This window comes from Streptomyces sp. NPDC057002, from assembly GCF_042673825.1.
Taxonomy (GTDB): Bacteria; Actinomycetota; Actinomycetes; order Streptomycetales; family Streptomycetaceae; genus Streptomyces.
In genome coordinates this window covers 769,462-789,061 of sequence record NZ_JBHURZ010000002.1, presented here as the reverse complement: position 1 = coordinate 789,061, position 19,600 = coordinate 769,462, and the positions used below count along the sequence as shown (strand labels likewise).

Below are 19,600 nucleotides of genomic sequence, written 5' to 3'. Positions count from 1 at the left end.
GAAGGTCTCGGCGGGGCCCACTCGCGCTATGCGGAGGCCGGTGACGGCTCGATGCCCGTGATCTCCAGCTCCCGGCCGCTCCGCAGATCGTTGGAGGGCTGATCGCAGCGCGGGCACCAGAAGAACGGGGGCATGCCCACCGGGAACTCCTCGGCGCACGGGCCGCACCAGGCCTGTCCGGGGATCTGCTCGACCACGAGCCTGGCCCCGGCGAGGGCGGTGCCGTCGCGGGCCACCTCGAAGGCGAAACCGAGGGCGTCGGGGACGACGCCCGCCAGTTCGCCGACCCGGACGGTCACGGTCGAGACGGCGTCCGTCCCGTCCGCCCGGGCCAGCTCGTCGGCCCGCTCGATGATCGCGGTCGCGATCGACAGTTCGTGCACGGCCGGATCACGGATACCTGTTGCCCGCGCGGAAACCGCCGGCCATCCGCCAGATCCGCGCCTCCCGCCTCAGGCTGGGCCACTCCCAGCACAGCAGTGCCAGGGCCACACCGCCCACCAGGACGGCCTCGGCCTTCAGCACCCGCTGTCCGCTCATCCCGCCTCGCCTGCGCGCGACGGGTCTGCGTACTCGTTTGACCTTCATTGCGGCGACTCCCTGCTCTGTCCGAGACCGGCTGTCATCCCGGCGAGATGTTCGGCATGCCCTCCACGAGGGCGTCATGCCGCTTCCAGTGGATCCCCGTGGAGCGGCGCGCGTCGGCGGTGCCGTCCTCGTGGTGACCCTTCTGCTCCGCGTACCGTCCCTTGTTGCCCTGGTGCATGCCGGCGACGTGCCCGGGGGTGTCGGGCTTCGCCTGGGGCCGGCCCACTCTGATGCTGCCCATGGGGTGCTCTCCTTCCTCGCCTCCGACCTGCGGAGTGCGTGCTCATGGCCGCTCGGTGAGGTCCTCGAAGAACTGTTCGACGACCGGCCAGACCCGGCCGCCGCCGGAGAGGCCGCGCCACTCCCGGCGTACGACGGCGACCATCCGGTAGCAGTCGTCGACCGGCACGATCCAGTGGTGATCGAGACCGTGGACGGTGTTCACCAGCAGGGCCTCCACCTCGGGTTCCACGGTGGCGAGCTGCGGAACCGTACCGGCCAGTTCCCGCCAGGCCGCCGCGTCCACCTCCCACCGCATGGCCCCCGCCGGGCTCGGGCCCTGCGCGGTGACGGTGCCGTCCGCCCGGGGCACGAAAAAAACCAGACCGACCGGTACGCCCAGCACCGCCGTGTCGACGTGCGGCAGCCGGACCCGGCGCCGGGGCACGAGCCGGTACTGGCCGTCACCCGCCCCGGCCTCGGCGAACAGCACCGAGCAGGGCCGGCAGGCGCAGCGCACCTCCTCCTGCCCGGCGTCGTGGAGGTGGGCGTGCTCCTCGGCGAGGGGCGCGGCGCACAGGTCGCACACCTCCTCCGCGGCCGCCGCCGTGCGGTCGGCCGAGGAGCGGATGAGGCGGGCCAGGGCCCCTTCGGTGGTCACCGTGCGTCCCGGGTCGTCAGTGTGGTCAGCGGTACGAAGGCGGGGGCCGGCGTGCTCGGCAGCGGCTCCACCGCCGTCAGCTCGGGAGCCACCGCGAGGACCGCCGCGCGGACCGCGTCGGTGACCTCGGAGCCTCCGCCGCCGCAGCCGGAGCCGCACCCGCCGCCCGCCGTCAGGCGCACCCGGGCGACCTGTCCCTCCACTCCGGCCCACTCCACGTCGCCGCCGCGCTCCTGGACGGCGGGGCGCAGCCGCTCGACGGCGCGGGCCGCCCGGCGCTCGGCGGGCTCGGGGTGGATGTCGTGCAGGACCAGCAGATGGCCCAGCAACTCGTCGCCGGCCAGGTTCCCGGCCAGCGTCCCGTCCGCGTGGTCCATGACGCGGGCCAGTGCCTCGCCGTAGACCTCGGTCAGGAGCGCGACCGCCTCGGTGGCGGAGCGGGTGGTGGGGCCGGGCGCGGACTCGAGGCCTTCCAGCAGGTCGTCGAGCCGGGCGAGCCGGGCCTCGACGTCCGGGTCGGCCAGCCGCGCGCCGGTGGCCTCAGCCATGGTTCGCCCCGTACGTCGGCGAGTGCAGGGTGGTCAGCGTCTTGCCCTTGCCGACGTACATGTGCACACCGCACGGCAGACAGGGGTCGAAGCTGCGGACGGTGCGCATGATGTCGACGCCCTTGAAGTCGTCCGGCCCGTTCTCCTCGAAGATGGGCTGGCCCTGGACGGCGTCCTCGTACGGACCGGGGGTGCCGTAGATGTCGCGGGGGCTGGCGTTCCACGGGGTGGGCGGGTACGGGTGGTAGTTGGCGATCTTCTTGTCCTTGATCACCAGGTGGTGGGAGAGGACGCCGCGTACCGCCTCGTGGAAGCCGCAGCCGATCGCCTCGTCGGGCACCTCGTAGTTCTCGAACACCTTGGTCTCGCCGGCGCGGACCATCCCCATGGCCTCCTCCAGGAACTGGAGGGCCATCGCGGCCGCGTACGCGACGAAGTACGGCCGGGCGCGGTCGCGCTCGATGGTGTTGCTCCACTTCGGGATGCGCCACTCCAGGGTGGTCTCCGGCAGCGACTCGCCCTTGGGCAGCGAGATGCGCACGCTGTGGCCGGTGGACTTGACGTACGGGGTGTCGACGATGCCGCTGAGCGCGGTCGACCACAGCCGGGCGAGCGGGCCGCCGCCGGTGTCGAGGGCGAGATGCGCGTCGGTCCGCTTGTCGTACCAGCGCGGGCTCATCACCCAGCTGTACTTGTCGTCGAAGTCGCGCTTCTGCGGCACCGGGACGGTGGTCTGGTTCCACGGGTGGCGCATGTCGACGGGGTTGCCGAGCGGGTCGTGCGTGACGAAGGGCGATTCGTTCACCCAGTCCTCGTAGTACGAGCTGCCCAGCATGATGCGCAGGCCGAGGTTGATGTCGACGAGGTTGTTGGTGACCAGTTCGCCGTCGACGATGATGCCGGGGGTGACGTACATGTCCTTGCCCCAGGAGTTCATCGTCTCGTAGCGGTAGTCGACGGTCGCGGGGTTCTGGAAGGCGCCCCAGCAGCCCAGCAGGGTGCGGCGGCGGCCGACCTCCTCGTAGCCGGGCATCGCCTCGTAGAAGAAGTCGAAGACGTCGTCGTTCATGGCGACGGACTTCTTCACGAAGTCGATGACCCGCATGAGCCGGCTGAGGTAGTCGGTGAAGGCGGTCGGCTGCGGCATCGTGCCGACACCGCCCGGGTACAGCGTGGACGGGTGGACGTGCCGCCCCTCCATGAGACAGAACATCTCGCGGGTGATGCGGCTGACCTTCAGGGCCTCCTTGTAGACCTCCCCCTCGAAGGGGTTGAAGGCGCGCATGATGTCGGCGATCGTGCGGTAGCCGTGGGTCTCGCCGCGGGGCGCCTCGGTGCGTTCGGCACGGGCCAGCACACTGGGGGTGGTGGCCTTGACCATCGCCTCGCAGAAGTCCACGAAGACCAGGTTGTCCTGGAAGATCGTGTGGTCGAAGATGTACTCCGCCGCCTCACCGAGGTTGACGATGTGCTCGGCGAGCGGGGGCGGCTTGACGCCGTAGGCCATCTGCTGGGCGTAGTCGGAGCAGGTGGTGTGGTTGTCGCCGCAGATGCCGCAGATCCGGGACGTGATGAAGCCCGCGTCGCGCGGGTCCTTGCCCTTCATGAACACCGAGTAGCCGCGGAAGAGCGACGAGGTGCTGTGGCATTCCACGACTTCCCGGTTGGCGAAGTCGATCTTCGTGTAGATGCCCAGGTTGCCGATGATCCGGGTGATCGGATCCCAGGACATGTCCACGAGTTGTGGCGGCTTGCGCTCCGTGGGCCGGGCCTCGGTGGTGGTCATCTGTGGTACTGCCCCTCGCTGTCGGTGTTCCGGTGGGTGGTGGGGTGCGCGCCCGTGCGCGCGGCGGGCGTCACGAGGACCGCCAGTGCGGGTCGTAGCCGCTGGTCAGCTTGCGCTTGTTGTGGCGCCACCTGGGCTCGTGGTTGACCAACTCGTTGGTCATGCCGCGCAGGCGGCGGATGACGGCCCCATAGGGCCTGATGGCCAGGGACGACAGGGTTCCGCCCGGGGGCTCGTCCATGAACGGCATGAACGCGTCGGGGAAGCCGGGCATCGTGCACCCGATGCAGATGCCGCCGACGTTCGGGCAGCCGCCGATGCCGGCCATCCAGCCGCGCTTGGGCACGTTGCAGTTGACGACCGGACCCCAGCAGCCCGTTTTGACCAGGCACTTGGGCGAGTTGTAGTCCTTGGCGAAGCTGGCCTGCTCGTAGTACGAGCCGCGGTCGCAGCCCTCGTGGACCGTCTTCCCGAACAGCCACTGCGGGCGCAGCATGTGGTCCAGCGGCGGCGGCGGCGCGGAGCCGGCCGCGTGGTAGAGGACCCAGACCAGGGTCTCCATGAAGTTCTCGGGCTGGATCGGGCAGCCGGGCACGTTGACGATGGGCAGCCCGCCCCGGGAGGTGTAGTCCCAGCCCAGGTAGTCGGCGAGGCCCATGCAGCCGGTGGGGTTGCCGGACATGGCGTGGATGCCGCCGAAGGTGGCGCAGGTGCCGGCGGCCACCACCGCCCAGGCCTTGGGGGCCAGTTGGTCGATCCACCAGTTCAGGGGCTGCGGCTCGCCGGTCTCCGGGTCGTTGCCGAAGGACGTCCAGTAGCCCTCGCCCTCGATGATGTTCTGGTTGGGGACCGAGCCCTCGATGACGAGGATGAACGGGGCGAGGTCGCCGCGGACGGCGGCCCGGTAGGGGGCGAGGAAGTCCTCGCCGCCCAGGCTCGGGGAGAGCACCTTGTTGACCAGGTTCACCTTCGGCAGGCCCGGGATCAGGCCGAGCACCAGGTCCTCGATGGAGGGCTGGTCGGCGGCGGTCAGCGACACGGTGTCGCCGTCGCAGCTCATGCCCTCGGAGATCCAGAGGATGGTGATCTCGTCGAAGCCCTGACGGTCCTCGGCGCGATCGGGTTCCTTGCTGACCTCGGCTGTACTGCTGTTCGTTGTCATGTCACTCGGCCTCCGCTGCGGGGGTCTCGGAGTCGGTCGTATGCCGGGCTGGTGCCGCGGCGGGAGCCGGTGCCGACGGCTCGTCCGGGGTTCCGGCGGGCTCGAGGGGTTCGAGCTCGTCGGGCCGGAAGTAGTGGAAGCGGCCGTACCAGGTGTGCAGTTCGGACGCGGGGTCGTCGTCGAGGGTGACGGCGAGGTGCACGCTGCCGTCCACGTCGTGGAAGACGGCGGCGACCTCGGCGGTCCGGCCGGCCAGGAACATGTCCTGGGCGTCGGCGCCCCGTACGCGGGGACGGAGCCGGACGCGGCTGCCGCCGCCGAGGGGCACGCCGTCGACGAGCACGGTGTCGGTGGCCGGGGAGAGACCGTCGTCGGCGCCCTCCTGCCACCAGGCGGGGCGTTCGGCGGTCGCCGGAGCGGTCGCCGGGGCGACCGGTGCCAGGGAGCGGACGGCGCCGTGGAGCCGTTCGAAGACCTCCTGCGGCATGGTGTCGACGCGGTCGAGGATCGCGGCCGCCCTGGGGTCGGTGGCCCGCGCTTCGCGCTTCTCCTCGTCGGTCAGCAGCATGGTGCGCAGGGTGAGGATCTCGTCGATCTCGGCGGCGTCGTGCAGGTCGCCCGGGCTCTCGGGGGCGACCTGGGGGTGGTCGGGCAGGATGATCGGCGCGGACAGCAGGATGCGCCCGGCGTCCTCGGCTTCACCGCCGAGGACGGGGAAGGTGAACTCGTTCCGGCAGTCGCGCGCGGGTGCCGCCAGGTCCGCCGGCGGATCGGTCAGCGAGACGAACTCCACTCCGTCGCCGCCGATGAGGGTGTGGGTGGCGACGAGGGCCCGGCGCAGTGCCTCGTCACGCGCGCTCCGCGCTGCCGGTGCGGGCCCGGTGTTGGCCGTGCGGACCCGAAGCCGGCAGAGGTCGTCGGTGAGGCGCTCGGCGGTGAGGGTGGTGTCGGCCCGTACCTCGTCGCGGTGCCGTACCACCCGCCCGGCACCCGCGGGCAGCGGCTCGACGTCCACGCCGGCGGCCGCGCCCACGGGGACGGTGCGTCCCGTGCCGAGGAGTTCGTCGAGGGGGACCACGATGTCGTGTTCGCGCGGCACGGCCTCGTCGAAGGTCAGGTGCACCGTGCCGTCGTCGGTGCGCAGCGATGCGACGGGACGGTGGCCGGAGCTTTCGGAGTCCGCGGATTCCTCCACCTGTTTGCGCTGCGTCTGGAGGTAGCGGATCCGCACGCGGACGGAGGCGTCGCCGGGCCGCCGGATCCGCAGCAGACACTCGGTCTGCTGGTACCAGGAGTCGGCGGAGCCCGACACACCGGGAACGACGGGGCCGTCCGCCTCCACCCAGTCCCGGGGGAACAGCACCCCGAACTGCCATCGGACGCGGTTCTTGGCCGAGGACCGGCGGTAGGGGTAGAGGAGGTAGCCCTCGTAGAGGACGGCGTCGGCGACGGCGCTCAGCTGCTCGAAGACGCCCCGGGACCGTTCCGGCGGCCCTTGTTCCGCCGCGCCCGTGGTGGCAGGGCGCGCCCTGCCGCCCTCGACCAGTCCCTCCGCCATCGCGCCTCCTCGTCGTCCGTGTGTGTACGCGCATCCCTTCCACCACGGTCACACCGCTCATCCACCCCCGCCTCCTCCGGCCCATTCGGTTGGGCCGTTCGGGGTGGGGAAGTCGTCACCTCATGGACCAGCCCATGAATCACCACCCCCGCACGACCACGAGCCCCGCCGTCACGACCCTGGCCGACCCGCTGGTCAACAAGGGCACCGCCTTCAGCCGCCAGGAGCGCGCGGAGCTGGGGCTCGACGGGCTGCTGCCGCCCGCCGTGGAGACCCTGGACGAGCAGGTCGCCCGCGCCTACGAGGCGTTCCACGGCTACGACAAGCCCCTCAACCGGCACATCTATCTGCGGCAGTTGCAGGACACGAACGAGGTGCTCTTCTACCGTCTGGTCACCGAGTACCTGGAGGAGCTGCTGCCCGTCGTCTACACGCCGACGGTGGGTGAGGCCTGCCGGCGTTTCAGCGAGATCTACCGGCGTCCGCGCGGACTGTTCCTGAGCTGGGAGGACCGCCACCGCTTCCGGGACATCCTGCGCAACCGCCCGTACCCGGACCACGACGTGGACGTCATCGTCGTCACCGACGGACAGCGCATCCTGGGACTGGGCGACCAGGGCGTCGGCGGCATGGGCATCCCGATCGGCAAGCTCAGCCTCTACACGGCGATCGGCGGTATCCACCCGGCGCGTACGCTGCCGATCCTGCTCGACGTCGGCACGGACAACGAGGCCCTGCTGGACAACCCGCGCTATCTGGGCCGGCGTGACCGCAGGCTGACCGGCGCCGAGTACGACGAGATGATCGAGGCCTTCGTGTCGGCGGTCGAGGCGGAGCTGCCCGGCACGCTGCTCCAGTGGGAGGACTTCGCCACCGCCCACGCCCATCCGATCCTCGCCCGCTACCGCGACCGGCTGCTCACGTTCAACGACGACATCCAGGGCACCGCGGCCGTCGCGCTCGGCGCCCTGTCCACCGCGGCGGACGTGGCGGGCACCCCGCTGCCCGAGCAGCGGCTGGTGATCCTGGGCGCGGGGTCGGCGGCCATCGGCGTCGCCGACATGATCCGTACGGCCATGGTCGACGGGGGGCTGCCGGAGGACGAGGCCACGGCACGGTTCTGGATCCTCGACGTCGACGGCCTGCTGGTGCGCTCCCGCGGCGAACTGACCCCGCAGCAGCGGAGGTTCGCCCGCGACGACAGCGAGGTGGCCGGCTGGGACGGCACCGGCCTCGCCGAGGTGGTGCGCCGCGTCGAGCCGACGGCGCTGATCGGGCTGTCGACGGCTCATGGCGCGTTCACCGAGGAGATCGTGCGGCAGATGGCCTCGACCTGCGAGCGGCCCGTCGTCTTCCCGCTCTCCAACCCCACCTCCCACTCCGAGGCGGAGCCCGCCGACCTCACCCGCTGGACCGACGGCCGGGCCCTGATCGCCACCGGCTCGCCCTTCCCGCCGCTGACGGTGGACGGGCACGAGGTGCCGGTGGCGCAGTCGAACAACGTGTACGTCTTCCCGGCCATGGGGCTCGCGGTGACCGCGAGCCGCGCCACGCGCGTCACCGACCGCATGCTCGTGGCCGCCGCGCGTGCCGTCGCCGAGTGCGCGGTGCGGGCGGCGGACGGCGAGGACGGGCCCGTGCCGCTGCTGCCGCCCCTGACCGGGATGCGGGACTCCGCCCGTGAGATCGCCATGGCCGCGGCCCTCGCCGCCGTCGAGGACGGGGTGGCCCCGCAAGCGACGGGGGAGGAACTGCGCAAGGCGGTCGCGCAGGCGCAGTGGACGCCCCGCTACGAGGGCTAGGAACGGATCCGGGCGCTCCGGGGGACGTACTGTCGAAGACACGACGGTCGACCCCGGAGGCGTCCACGCCATGGAGCAGCGAGAGTCCCCCACCGACGACGCGCTGAACGCGGCGGCGGACGCCTTCGAGCGCTTGCGACCACGGCTGTTCGGTATCGCCTACCGCGTCCTGGGCAGCGTGTCCGAGGCCGAGGACGTGGTGCAGGACGTGTGGCTGCGCTGGCAGGGCGCCGACCGGAGATCGGTGCTGGATCACGGGGCTTTCCTGGCGAAGATCACCACCCGTCTGGCGATCAATGTGGCGCAGTCGGCGCGGGTGCGCCGCGAGGCCTACGTCGGGCCGTGGCTGCCGGAGCCCGTGGACACGAGCGTCGATCCGCAGGTCGGCGCGGAGCGCGGCGAGGCGCTGGAGCTGGCCGTGCTGCTGGTCCTGGAGCGGCTGAATCCGGTGGAGCGGGCGGCATACGTGCTGCGCGAGGCATTCGACTACGCGTACGACGAGATCGCGGGCATGCTGGAGCTGAGCCAGGCCAACACGCGGCAGATCGTCAGCCGGGCCCGCAAGCGCCTGTCCGCCGAGCGCCGGGAACCGGTCGACACGGCTCAGCACCGGCGTCTGCTCGACGCCTTCGTGGCCGCCGCGCGGCACGGTGACGTGGCCGCGCTGGAGAACGTGCTGTCGGCCGACGTCGTCGCCTACGCGGACGGCAACGGGATGCGCGGCGTGGCGCGGCTGGAGATCGTGGGAGCCGGGCGCGTGGCCAAGGTGACGGCCTTCGCCCGGAAGTTCTTCCCCGGGGCCGACTACGGCATCGTCGAGGCCAACGGGCAGCCCAGTGTGCTGCTCGCCCAGGACGGGACCGCCGTGGCGCTGGTGAGCGCCACCGTGGGTCCGGACGGCATCGACGGGCTCTACTGGGTCCTGACGCCGGACAAGCTGAGGGCGTACGAGCGGTCGGCACGCAGGCTCACCGACCGCCCGTAGCCTCCCGGCCTCAGTGCTGCTCGAGCCACTCCTCGTAACGGGTGGCCGCGAGGTGCGCGGTCTCGTCGCCGGTGAGTACGTCGGGCATGCCCGCGAACAGGCCGGCGGTCTCGTCCGTGACGACGGTCCGGCCGTCCGGCTTCGCCGCGAGGGTGAGCATGCCGAGCCGGTCCAGGCCGTGCGTCTCGGGGCCGGCGATGTCACGGACGCCGTTAGACGGCTCGCCCTGCGCCGCCTCGGCGACGGCGGCGGCGACCTCGGCGGAGGCGATCGGACGCAGTCGCAGGGAAGGCAAACGCACCTCCCCGTCCTCGGTGGACATGTCCATCACCGGGGCGATGAACTCGAAGAACTGGGTGGCGCGCACGATGCTGTAGGGCACGCCGCTGCCGCGTACGGCGTTCTCCTGGGCGACCTTGGCCTCGTAGTAACCGTAGCCGGGCACCTGGTCGACACCGACGATGGACAGTCCGACATGGTGCCGGACGCCGGCCTCCTTCTCGGCGGCGAACAGGTTCCGCGCCGAGCGGGTGAAGAAGTCCAGGGCCGGCTCGGTGTCGAAGGACGGCGAGTTCGACGCGTCCACGACCACGTCCGCGCCCTTGAGGACCTCGGCAAGGCCCTCGCCGGTGAGGGTGTCGACGCCCGTGGAGGGGGCGGCGGGCACGGCCTCGTGACCCCTGTCGCGCAGCAGCGCGACCACCTGCGAGCCGATGAGGCCCGTACCGCCGACGACCACGATCTTCATCACTGTCTCCGTTCGCTGGTTGGCTGACTCACCAGAGAGACAGGGCGGCGCCCGGGTCTGTGACAGCCGGCGGGGATTTACTCCGTCGGCACGGTGTCCGGCAGGCCGAGTGCGGTGGAGACATGGCGCCATACGGAGGTGAGCGCCGAGTCGAGGGTGACCGTCGGGTCGCGGAGCATGAGGCGAATGCCGTAGCCGTCGCTCAGGGACAGTACGAGCGTGCTGAGGTCGTCGACGTCGGTCGGGGTGAACTCGCCGGAGTCGATGCCGCGCCGTACCGCGTCCCCCACCCAGGTGTGCAGCTGCGCGTAGAGGTCCACGGCGAAGACCCGGGTGGCCTCGTCGCGCAGCGCCCTGACCCACAGTTCCTGCCAGAGCCGCCAGTCCTGGTGGAGCTGGGGATCGGTCGGCAGCAGATTGCGCAGGATGCGGGCCAGGATGACCGCCGCCGGAGCCGTTTCCGCGTCACGCTCGAGGTCGACTGCCGTGTGGGCGAAGGAGTGGGTCATCGCCTCGGTGAACAGCTTCTCGCGTGTGTCGAAGTGGTAGTGGAGCAGCGCCGTCGACACTCCGGCGCGCTCGGCGACCATCCGCATGCGGATCTTCTCGAAGCCGATGTCGGCGATGACCTCGCACGCCGCGGTCAGGATGCGCTCGCGCGTGTCTGCCGTGCGCACCTTGGTGGACACCCTGCGGCTCCCCTCGTTCGGTGGTCGTGGGCCATGACCATCTTCCCTCACGCCCGCCCCGCCGGTACCGGGGCCTCATGCCGCGGCTCCTCGTCGTACGTGTGGAAGCCCCGACCGGACTTCCGGCCCAGCAGACCGGCCTCCACCATCCGGGACAGCAACGGGGGCGGGGAGTACTGGGGCTCGCGGAACTCGGCGTACAGCGACTCGGCGATGGCCCGCGTGGTGTCGAGGCCGATCAGGTCCGTCAGGGCCAGCGGGCCGAGCGGATGCGCGCAGCCGAGGACCATGCCCCGGTCGACGTCCTCGACGGTCGCGCTGCCCGACTCGACCATGCGGATCGCTGCCAGCAGATACGGCACGAGCAGCGCGTTGACGACGAACCCGGCCTTGTCCCGGGTCCGGACCACCTCCTTGCCGAGGGCCCCGGTCACGAACTCCTCGGCCCGTGCAGCCGTGGCGGGCGAAGTGAGCAGCGACGGCACCAGCTCGACGAGGCGCAGGACGGGCACGGGGTTGAAGAAGTGCACGCCGACGACCCGGTCGGGCCGGGTGGTCGCGGCGGCGAGCCTGATGACCGGGATGGAGGAGGTGTTGGTCGCCAGGATCGTGTCGTCGCCGGTGATCACCGAGTCGAGGCGGGTGAACACGTCGATCTTGAGGGCCTCGTCCTCGGCGACCGCTTCTATCACCAGGTCGTGGTCGTGCAGCGCTTCGAGTTCATGGACGACGGTGATCAGGGAGTCGGCGTTCTCCCGTCGTTCGTCGGTCAGTCTGCCGTGTGCGGTGGTCCGGTCGAGCGAGCGGGTGATGCGGAGGCGGCCGGCCCGGGCCGCCTCCGCGTCGCGCTCCACGACCGTGACCGGCACGTCGGCCCGTGCGCAGACCTCGGCGATGCCGGCGCCCATCAGCCCGCAGCCGACGACTCCCACGCGCTTGATGTCGGTCATCCGTATCCCTCTCTCCGGTCTGCGGCGGTGCGGGTCAGGCGGTGGGCAGGTCCAGGACGCCCGTGCCGCGCTTGGTGAGTTCGTTGGCGATGATCAGCCGCTGGATCTCGGAGGTGCCCTCCCAGATCCGGTCCACGCGCAGCTCGCGGTAGAGCCGTTCGACGGCGTACGAGCGGTCGTAGCCGCGCCCGCCGTGGATCTGGAGACACCGGTCGATCACCCGGCCCGAGGCCTCGCTCGCCGAGAGCTTGGCGATGGCCGCCTTGGCGTGCAGGGTCTTGCGGTCCTCGGCCGAGGCCTGGTCGATCTCCCAGGCGACCTGGTGGGTGTAGGCGCGGTTGACGGCGATGTCCACGGCGCAGTCGGCGAGCATGCCCTGGATCAGCTGGTACGAGGAGATCGGCGCCCCGAACTGCTCCCGCTCCACGGCCCAGTCCCGGGACAGCTCCAGCGCCCGTTCGGCCGCGCCGATGGTGCGGGCGGCGATCATCAGACGCTCCTCGGTGAACCAGGAGCGCGTGATGTCGTAGCCCTCGCCGACGCCGCCGAGCACGGCGTCCTCGCCGACCTGGACGTCGGTGAAGGTGAACTCGGGGTGCTCGTAGACGAAGGTGTGCATCCAGCGCGGGACCCGCGTCATCTCGATGCCGGGGGTGTCCTTGTCGACCAGGAAGAGGGTCGGTGCGCGCTCCGGGCCGGCCGCCGCGAGCACGATCATGAAGTCGGCGTGGTCGCCGACGGTCACGAACCACTTCTCGCCGTCGAGCACCCAGCCCTGGTCGTTCTTCGTCGCCGTGGTGGCCAAGTTCTGCGGATCGGACCCGGCTCCGGGCTCGGTGACGGCGTAGCAGTCGCGCCGCTCGCCGTTGATCACCGGGATCAGGAACCGCTCGCGCTGCTCGGGGGTGCAGAACCGGAGTGCGTTGGCGGGCCGCCACACCATGTCCCACAGGGCGCCGGTGAGCCGCCCCAACTCCTCCTGCACGGTGACCTGCTCGGCGATGGTGAGCCCGGCGCCACCCCACTCGGCCGGCATGTTGACGGCCTGGAGTCCGGCGTCGAGGACGGCGTCACGGACCTTGGCGTGTGCGTCGGCGGGCAGGCCGTTGTCCTCCTCGCACTGCGTCTCGTACGTGGCGATGAAGTCGGTGAGGGCACGCGCGTCGGCCTTGAGCTGAACCTGGCGCGGGGTGAGACGGAAGTCCATGGGAGTCCTCGCTGATGAAGGTGATGAAGGTAGGGAGTCAGGGCGTGGGCAGGGCAAGGGCGCGCGTGCCGCGCTTGATGAGCTCGTTGGCGATGATCAGCCGCTGGATCTCGGAGGTGCCCTCCCAGATCCGGTCGACACGCAGTTCGCGGTACATGCGCTCGACGGGGTAGGTGCGGTCGTAGCCCCGGCCGCCGAAGATCTGGAGGCAGCGGTCGGCGACCCGGCCTGCGGCCTCGCTGGCGGCGAGTTTGGCGGTGGAGGCCTTGGCGTGCAGCGTCTTGCGGTCGGTGCCCGGCTGGTCCGCCTCCCAGGCCACCTGGTGCGTGTAGGCACGGTTGACGGCGATGTCGACGGCGCAGTCGGCGAGCATGCCTTGGATGAGTTGGTACGAGGCGATGGGCGCCCCGAACTGCTCACGCTCCACGGCCCAGTCCCGGGCGAGTCGGAGAGCACGCTCGGCCGCGCCGACCGTACGGGCCGCGATCATCAGGCGTTCGTCGGTGAACCATTCCTTGGTGAGCTCGTAGCCGTTGCCGACGCCGCCGAGCACGTCCTCGTCGGCGACGAAGACGTCGGTGAAGGTGAACTCGGGGTGCCCGTTGACGGCGGAGTGCATGAAGTGCGGGACCCGGGTCATCTCGACGCCGGGCGCGGCCCGGTCCACGAAGAACAGCGTGGGCTGCCGCTCGGGTCCGGCGTCCGCCTGCACCAGCAGGAAGTCGGCGATGTCGCCGCAGGTGACGAACCACTTCTCGCCGTTGAGCACCCAGCCGCCGTCGGTGCGGTCGGCCGTGGAGGTGCCGGAGGACGGGTCGGATCCCGCGCCCGGCTCGGTCACCGCGAACGCGTCGAACTTCTCCGCGCGGATCACGGGCAGCAGATACTTCTCGCGCTGCCGCTCGTCGCCGTAGGCCAGCACATTGGCGGGCCGCCAGGGAATGTCCCAGAGGCAGTTGGTGACCTTGCCGAACTCCTCCTCGACGATGACCTGGTCGAGCAGGCTGAGTCCGGCGCCGCCCCACTCGGCGGGCATGTTGATGGCGTAGACGCCGGTGTCCATGGCGGCCCGGGTCAGTTCGGTCACGAGCTGCAGCGGCAGGGGTCCGCCGGCCTGCTCGGACTGGTCCTCGTACCGCATGAGCAGCCGTGCGTAGTCGGCGGCGCGACGCTTGAGGTCGGCCTGCTCGGGGGTGTAGCGCATGTCCATGGGGGCCTCTTCCGGTGGGTCAGGCGAGTACGGCTCGGGAGTCGAGGGCGAGCACGCCGTCGGGGCGTACGAGAAGGGGGTTGACCTCGATCTCGGCGATCTCCGGGTGGGCAGCGGCGAACGCCGTGATCGTCTCGACGGCCTTCGCGGCGGCCGCGACGTCGACGGGGGGCTTGCCCCGCACCCCGTCGAGCAGGGCGGCGGTGCGCAGTCCGCGCAGCAGGCTCTCGGCCCGGTCCGCGGAGACGGGGGCGAGGGTGAAGGCGACGTCGTGCAGTGCCTCCGCCAGCACGCCGCCCAGACCCACCATGGCGACGGGGCCGAAGCGCGGGTCCTGGTTGACGCCCACGATCAGCTCGATGCCGTCGGTCAGATCGGCCATGGCCTCCACGGAGTAGGAGGTGGCGCCGAGCCGGGCGTGCATCTCGCGGAAGGCGGCGAGCAGTTCGCCGGGTCCGGCCAGGCCGAGTGCCACTCCCCCGGCGTCGGACTTGTGCAGGAGGTGGAGCGCCTTGAGGACATACGGTCCTCCGAACTCCTCGGCGACGTCCAGGAGTTCTGCCTCGTCGTGGACCTCACGGGCGGCGGGGAAGGCGAGTCCGGCTTTTTCCAGGGCTCTGCGGGTCTCCAGGTAGCCGCTCTCGCGGAGCGGGGAGGCCGGCCGGGGAAGAGGGGTGACGCCGGTGCGCCGTCCGGCGGGAGCCGTCGCGGCGAGGGCGCGGGCCGCGTCCTCGGTGGCGGCGAAGACCGGTATGCCGGCGGCGGCGAGCGTGCGGCAGCTGGGGGACTCGGGGTACATCGACTGCACCACGATGGGTTTGGCGGTGGCGCGGTGCCGGGCGGCGATGAGGCGTGCGGCCTCCTGTTCCCCGGCCGCGAGCGCCGCACCGCCACCGCCGAGCCCGCCCTCGGCGGCCGCGTAGCCGCCGAAGTAGCCGGTCATCAGCACGGCGTCGACCTCCTCGGCCGCCAGCAGCGCGGCGAGGGTCTCCGCATAGGAGCCGGGGTCCTGCTCGCCCATCCCGGCGAGGTCCACCGGGTTGGCGACGGCCGACTGTTCCCACAGGGCTTCGCGAAGCTGTTGCCTGGTGGGCTCCCGGAGTTCGGGCACGGCCAGCCCGGCCGACTCGACGGCGTCGGCGGCGACGACGCCGTGCCCGCCGCCGTCGGTGAGCACGGCGACCCTGTCTCCGGAAGCCCGGCGTCCGCCGCTCGACGCGGCCAGGGCGACGGTGAGTTCGCGCGGGGTGGCGACCAGTTCCACACCGGCGTCCCGGCAGGCCGCGCTCACCACGTCGGCCGAGGTGGTGAGCGCGCCGGTGTGCGACTGCGCGCTGCGTGCGGAGGCGTCGCCGCGTCCGGCGGTGAGCAGCACGACGGGTTTGCCTGCGTCGGCGGCCGCCTCGGCGAAGGCGCGTCCGTCGCCGAAGTCCTCGGCGTAGACCGCGATGGCCTGAGTGCCCTCGTGGCGGGCGCAGTCGGCGAGCAGGTCGACGAGGGTGACATCGGCCTGGTTGCCGAGCGACACGAACCGGGAGAAGCCGAGGCCGTGCGGACGGAAGCGGAGCTGGAGTTCGAGGGCGAGATTGCCGCTCTGGCTGAGCAGCGCGACACCGCCGGGGGTGAAGGTGTCGGAGGCCAGGAAGAGGTCGGTGGTGTTGTCGGCGATCCCCAGGCAGTTGGGCCCGACCATCACGGCACCGGCGGCACGGACCCGTTCGGCGACGGCCTGCTGCCGTGTCCGCCCCGCCTCGCCGGTCTCGGCGAATCCGGCCGTGATGGCGACGATCGCCCGGGCCCCGCACCGCAGGGCCTCGTCGACGGCGTCCTCGAAACCGGCGGCGGGCACGGAGACCACCGCCAGGTCGACGGGTTCGCCGACCGCGCTCAGGCTGGGGGCGACGGTTCGGCCGAGCACGGTGCCGCCGCGGCGGTTGACCAGGTGAACGGGGCGGCGACCGTCGGCGCGGACGGCCTGGGCGGCTATCGCATGGCCGTACTTGGCCGGGTCGTCGCTGGCTCCGACGACGGCGACGGAGACGGGGTCGAAGAGGGCGGAGAGGTCACGTCCCATGTCACTTCTCCAGCCGCAGCGCGGAGTTGGGGCAGGCGGCGACAGCGGCCTCGGCGGCCTCCTCGTCGCCGTCCGGCACCTCGGCCGGGCGGACCTGCGCGTAGCCCCACTCGTCGAGCTCGATCAGCTCGGGTGCGGGTTCCTGGCAGAGGCCGTAGCCATGGCAGCGGGTGGAGTCCAGCAGGAGTTTCATGGCGGGTCCTTTCAGAGCGGCGGGAGCCGGGGCCGTAGAGGGAGCGGGGTGGGGTTCAGGGCACCGGCACGGTGAAGCGGCGACCGTCCTCCGGTGCGGTGCCCGCGCAGGCGGGGCAGCCGGGGCGGCGGTGGGTGTCGATCCGGTCCGGGAAGTGAGCGAGGAGGGTGCCCGCGATACGGGCGGCGGCATCGAGCAGCCCGCAGGCCCCGCGGCCCGGCAGCTGCTCCGACCAGCGGCGCAGCTTGCCGACCGCGTCATGGCCGGCCTCGCCGCGTGCGACGGCCGCGAGGGTCCTGGCCAGCGCCCCGGTGCCGGAGACGCACACCCCGCACTGCCGGGCGCTCTGTGCCGTGAGATAGGCGACGGCCTCGACGGCCACGGCGACCGGGCAGTCCTCCGGACCGGGGAAGTGCAGCGCCCCGCACCCGAGCGCACCGCCGACCGCGCGCAGGTGGTCCTGGTCGAGCGGCAGGTCCGTCCAGCCCTCGCCGAACAGACCGCCGAACAGGCCGCCCAGCAGGACCGCTTCCGCCCTGCCGTATCCGCGGAGGTCGGCGAGGACCTTCAGATGCGTACCGGCGGGCACCTCGACGAGCGCCGCGTCGGCGGCACCCGAGAGGGTCACCAGATGCGCGCCGGCGACTAGGGCCGCGGCGTCGGGCCGCGCGTGCATCAGCGCGATACGGGCCAGGGTCTCCACGTTGGCGACGAGGGTGGGCGCACCGCCGACACCGCTTTCGAACGGGCGCGGTGGTTTCGCGGTCGGCAGGGCCGGACCGCCGTCGATGCGGCGTACGACCGCGGTCTCCTCCCCCGCGACGTAGGTGTGCTCGGTCCGTACGACGTCCAGGCGCAGGCCGAAGGGACGCTCGGCGAGCGCGCGCCGCACGGCCTGCTCGGCCAGGTCGTCGGAGAGGTACACACAGGCACGTCCGGCCCGGGTGACGGCCGCGGCCAGCCGCAGTCCGTCCAGGACCGTGTGCGGCCGGTGCCGCAGCAGCCAGCGGTCCTTGACGGAGCCGGGCTCGCCCTCCTCGCCGTTGGCGACGACGACGTGGGGGCCCGGTGCGTCACGGACGGCGCGGAGCTTGACGGCGGCGGGGAAACCGGCGCCGCCGCGGCCGCGCAGCCCCGCCGCGCCGATCAGGTCGAGCAACCGGTCGGGCGCGGGCGACGGCGCGTAGCCGCCCGTGGCGAGATATCGGGAGAGGTCCTCGGCGCCGGAAGGCGACGGGACGAGGACGGCTTCCGGGAGGAGGGAGAACACGCCGGTCACAGGGTGCTCCTGAGCTCGGAGTGTCCCAGGGGTGCGCGAGACCTCAGCCGGACCAACGCCCCCTCCAGCTCTCGCCGTTGTCCGGCGGTGCGCTCGTAGCCGGCCCCGGGCAGGCCGATCAGCATGCGGTGGTGGTCGAGGACGACCTCGCCGGCCAGCAGCGCGGCTCGTGGATCGGCGGTCCCGGATCCGGTGGCGGCTTCGACGACCAGCTCGGTGACCTCGCCGAGGTAGCGCAGCCAGCCGCGCTGTGTGCCGCGCAGCACCAGCCGCTCGACCCGCCGCCGCTCGGCGGCGACGAGGGGCGACGGCGGGCGGCCGTCCGCCCGGGCCCGCAGGGCGGCCACCGCGGTGGGCAGCTCCTGTTCGGGCTCGGGCGTGAGGCCGAGCCAAACCAGACTTCGGCGAGCGCTCATGCGTGCCTCCGGGGTCGCGCCGTCTCCGGTGATCCGGAGACGGGGGTGGCGCGGCGATGACGTGAGTGGGGATGCTCCGGCGCCGTGGCGAGAAGGGCGGGGGAGCTGTACGGGCGGGGTGTGCGTGGGCATCCGTCGTCGGGTCCCGGCCATCCGCCTGCCACGAGACTAACTAACTAATTAGTCAGCCCACAAGTCTTGACTTGCCTCCGCGGTGGTCGCAGTCTGACTAACCAATCAGTCAGCCGACTGCGGCAAGCTCCTGGAACCGCACCGGCCACAGCCTCACCGCCCATCGCCGCCGCAGCGGCGCGGAGGAGGACCCCATGCACCCCTCGACCACCCGGGCAGAGACCGTCACCTCTCCCCCGCCGGAGTCGCCGCTCGAGCACCCCGGGGAAGCGCTGCCCGCCCGCTACTACACCGATCCGGCCATCGCGAAGGCCGAGACCGACCGCATCTTCGCCAAGTCCTGGCAGCTCGTCTGCCATGAGTCCGACCTGCCGGGGCCCGGCGCCCGGCTCGCCGCCACCGCCGCCGGCCGGGAGGTACTGGTCGTCCGCACCGAGGACGGCGGCCTCGCGGCCCACCTCAATGTCTGCCGGCACCGCGGTACCCGCCTGGTCTCCGCCCCCGAGCCGTCGGGCAAGGCGATCCGCTGCCCGTACCACGGCTGGACCTACAAACTGGACGGACAGCTGGTCGGCGCCCCCGAGGCCCGAAGGATCCCCTGCCTGGACAAGCCCGCGCTCGGGCTGCACCCGGTCAATGTCGAGTCCTTCCTCGGCTTCGTCTTCGTCAACCTCGACCTCGAGGCGACTCCGCTCTCCGAGACCTGTGCCGGGCTCGCCGAGGCCGTCGGGCACTACGCGGGGCCCGGTCTCGTGCCCGTCGGCAAGCACCGCATCCACGATCTGGCCGGCGGCGAGGAACAGAACGCCAACTGGAAGGTGATCGTCGACAACTATCTGGAGGGCTACCACGTCCCCGTGGCCCACCCCTCCCTCATGCGACTGCTCGACTACCAGGCGTACACGGTGGACGTGCGGGAGAACTACGTCCTGTTCGAGTCCCCGCTGCGCGACAAGCCGTCCTCGAACTGGACCGAGCGGCTCTACCAGCGGCTGGCGGCTCCCATGCCGGGGCTGGCCGAGGCGGACCGGCGGGTATGGCGGTACGCCGTGATCTATCCCAACACGCTCATCGACTTCTACCCTGACCACGTGCTCGCGTGGACCGCCCTGCCCACCGCCCAGGACCGGGCGGCGATCCCCGGTGCCTTTTACACCAAGCTCGGCGAGGACGTCCGCACCCGGCTGGCCCGGCGGCTCAACATCCACATCGGCTGGGTCACCAACGACGAGGACGCCGAGCTGGTGGAGCGGGTGCAGGCCGGGATGCGCACCCCCGGCTTCGAGCCGGGTCCGCTCTCGCAGCGCGAGGCCGCGGTCGGCTGGTTCGCCCGCCGGGTCCGGGAGGACCTGGAGGGAATCACCGAGTGAAGCCCTTCGGAGCAGCGAACTCA

20 protein-coding genes are annotated in these 19,600 nt (G+C 71.8%); 3 read left to right on the top strand and 17 right to left on the bottom strand.

The annotated features are described in order from the left end of the window. Positions 1-26: 26 nt before the first annotated feature. The 8 genes from hypA to ACFT32_RS11625 form a co-directional block, all read right to left on the bottom strand. Complete coding sequence (gene hypA, locus ACFT32_RS11660; protein ID WP_382488247.1) at positions 27-383, bottom strand: hydrogenase maturation nickel metallochaperone HypA; 357 nt, start codon at positions 381-383, stop codon at positions 27-29. Between the two features lie 7 nt (positions 384-390). Beyond that, the gene (locus ACFT32_RS11655; RefSeq protein WP_261683866.1) at positions 391-588 is read right to left on the bottom strand and encodes a hypothetical protein; all 198 of its coding nucleotides are present in this window, start codon (positions 586-588) and stop codon (positions 391-393) included. 34 nt (positions 589-622) lie between these two features. Further along, positions 623-829, bottom strand: a complete 207-nt coding sequence (locus ACFT32_RS11650; protein WP_382488246.1) for a hypothetical protein — start codon at positions 827-829, stop codon at positions 623-625. Positions 830-871: 42 nt separating this feature from the next. Continuing rightward, a complete protein-coding gene (locus ACFT32_RS11645; RefSeq protein WP_382488245.1) occupies positions 872-1,468 on the bottom strand; it encodes a DUF5947 family protein in 597 nt (198 codons plus the stop codon). Beyond that, positions 1,465-2,016 carry a NifU family protein gene (locus ACFT32_RS11640; protein WP_382488244.1) on the bottom strand — a complete coding sequence of 184 codons (552 nt, stop codon included), beginning with the start codon at positions 2,014-2,016 and terminating at the stop codon, positions 1,465-1,467. Before ACFT32_RS11640 ends, ACFT32_RS11645 begins: the two co-directional genes overlap by 4 nt. Then, complete coding sequence (locus ACFT32_RS11635) at positions 2,009-3,802, bottom strand: nickel-dependent hydrogenase large subunit (protein WP_382488243.1); 1,794 nt, start codon at positions 3,800-3,802, stop codon at positions 2,009-2,011. The genes ACFT32_RS11640 and ACFT32_RS11635 overlap by 8 nt, the downstream gene beginning before the upstream one ends. 70 nt (positions 3,803-3,872) lie before the next feature. Further along, positions 3,873-4,964, bottom strand: a complete 1,092-nt coding sequence (locus ACFT32_RS11630; protein WP_382488242.1) for a hydrogenase expression protein HypE — start codon at positions 4,962-4,964, stop codon at positions 3,873-3,875. A 1-nt stretch (position 4,965) separates the two neighbouring features. Beyond that, positions 4,966-6,522 (bottom strand): hypothetical protein, encoded by a 1,557-nt coding sequence (locus tag ACFT32_RS11625; protein WP_382488241.1) that lies wholly within the window; start codon positions 6,520-6,522, stop codon positions 4,966-4,968. 122 nt (positions 6,523-6,644) lie between these two features. Here ACFT32_RS11625 and ACFT32_RS11620 point away from each other — a divergent pair, with 122 nt between their 5' ends. Both ACFT32_RS11620 and ACFT32_RS11615 read left to right on the top strand, forming a co-directional pair. Continuing rightward, a complete protein-coding gene (locus ACFT32_RS11620) occupies positions 6,645-8,324 on the top strand; it encodes an NAD-dependent malic enzyme (RefSeq protein ID WP_382488240.1) in 1,680 nt (559 codons plus the stop codon). 70 nt (positions 8,325-8,394) lie between these two features. Beyond that, on the top strand, positions 8,395-9,309 hold the full coding sequence (locus ACFT32_RS11615; RefSeq protein WP_382488239.1) for an RNA polymerase sigma-70 factor: 915 nt from the start codon (positions 8,395-8,397) through the stop codon (positions 9,307-9,309). Positions 9,310-9,319: 10 nt separating this feature from the next. On the opposite strand, the gene ACFT32_RS11610 is transcribed toward ACFT32_RS11615, so the two are convergent. The 9 genes from ACFT32_RS11610 to ACFT32_RS11570 all read right to left on the bottom strand — a co-directional run bounded on the left by ACFT32_RS11610 (position 9,320) and on the right by ACFT32_RS11570 (position 18,075). Further along, entirely contained in the window at positions 9,320-10,057 is a 738-nt protein-coding gene (locus ACFT32_RS11610; RefSeq protein WP_382488238.1) for an SDR family oxidoreductase, read from the bottom strand. Positions 10,058-10,134: 77 nt separating this feature from the next. Next, the gene (locus ACFT32_RS11605; RefSeq protein WP_382488237.1) at positions 10,135-10,746 is read right to left on the bottom strand and encodes a TetR/AcrR family transcriptional regulator; all 612 of its coding nucleotides are present in this window, start codon (positions 10,744-10,746) and stop codon (positions 10,135-10,137) included. Positions 10,747-10,793: 47 nt separating this feature from the next. After that, positions 10,794-11,696 (bottom strand): 3-hydroxybutyryl-CoA dehydrogenase, encoded by a 903-nt coding sequence (locus ACFT32_RS11600; protein WP_382488236.1) that lies wholly within the window; start codon positions 11,694-11,696, stop codon positions 10,794-10,796. 34 nt (positions 11,697-11,730) lie between these two features. Beyond that, positions 11,731-12,903, bottom strand: coding sequence for an acyl-CoA dehydrogenase family protein (locus ACFT32_RS11595; RefSeq protein ID WP_382488235.1), 1,173 nt, complete (start codon positions 12,901-12,903; stop codon positions 11,731-11,733). 37 nt (positions 12,904-12,940) lie between these two features. Continuing rightward, the gene (locus ACFT32_RS11590) at positions 12,941-14,113 is read right to left on the bottom strand and encodes an acyl-CoA dehydrogenase family protein (RefSeq protein WP_382488234.1); all 1,173 of its coding nucleotides are present in this window, start codon (positions 14,111-14,113) and stop codon (positions 12,941-12,943) included. A gap of 19 nt (positions 14,114-14,132) precedes the next feature. Continuing rightward, positions 14,133-16,187, bottom strand: a complete 2,055-nt coding sequence (locus tag ACFT32_RS11585; RefSeq protein ID WP_382488233.1) for an acetate--CoA ligase family protein — start codon at positions 16,185-16,187, stop codon at positions 14,133-14,135. Between the two features lies 1 nt (position 16,188). Further along, on the bottom strand, positions 16,189-16,380 hold the full coding sequence (locus tag ACFT32_RS11580) for a ferredoxin (RefSeq protein WP_376385194.1): 192 nt from the start codon (positions 16,378-16,380) through the stop codon (positions 16,189-16,191). 55 nt (positions 16,381-16,435) lie between these two features. Beyond that, complete coding sequence (locus tag ACFT32_RS11575; protein WP_382488232.1) at positions 16,436-17,659, bottom strand: NADH-ubiquinone oxidoreductase-F iron-sulfur binding region domain-containing protein; 1,224 nt, start codon at positions 17,657-17,659, stop codon at positions 16,436-16,438. Next, positions 17,656-18,075, bottom strand: coding sequence for a hypothetical protein (locus ACFT32_RS11570; protein ID WP_382488231.1), 420 nt, complete (start codon positions 18,073-18,075; stop codon positions 17,656-17,658). The genes ACFT32_RS11575 and ACFT32_RS11570 overlap by 4 nt, the downstream gene beginning before the upstream one ends. Positions 18,076-18,401: 326 nt before the next feature. Between ACFT32_RS11570 and ACFT32_RS11565 the strand changes: the two genes are divergently transcribed. Beyond that, positions 18,402-19,577 (top strand): aromatic ring-hydroxylating dioxygenase subunit alpha, encoded by a 1,176-nt coding sequence (locus ACFT32_RS11565; RefSeq protein WP_382488230.1) that lies wholly within the window; start codon positions 18,402-18,404, stop codon positions 19,575-19,577. Positions 19,578-19,600 lie beyond the last annotated feature (23 nt).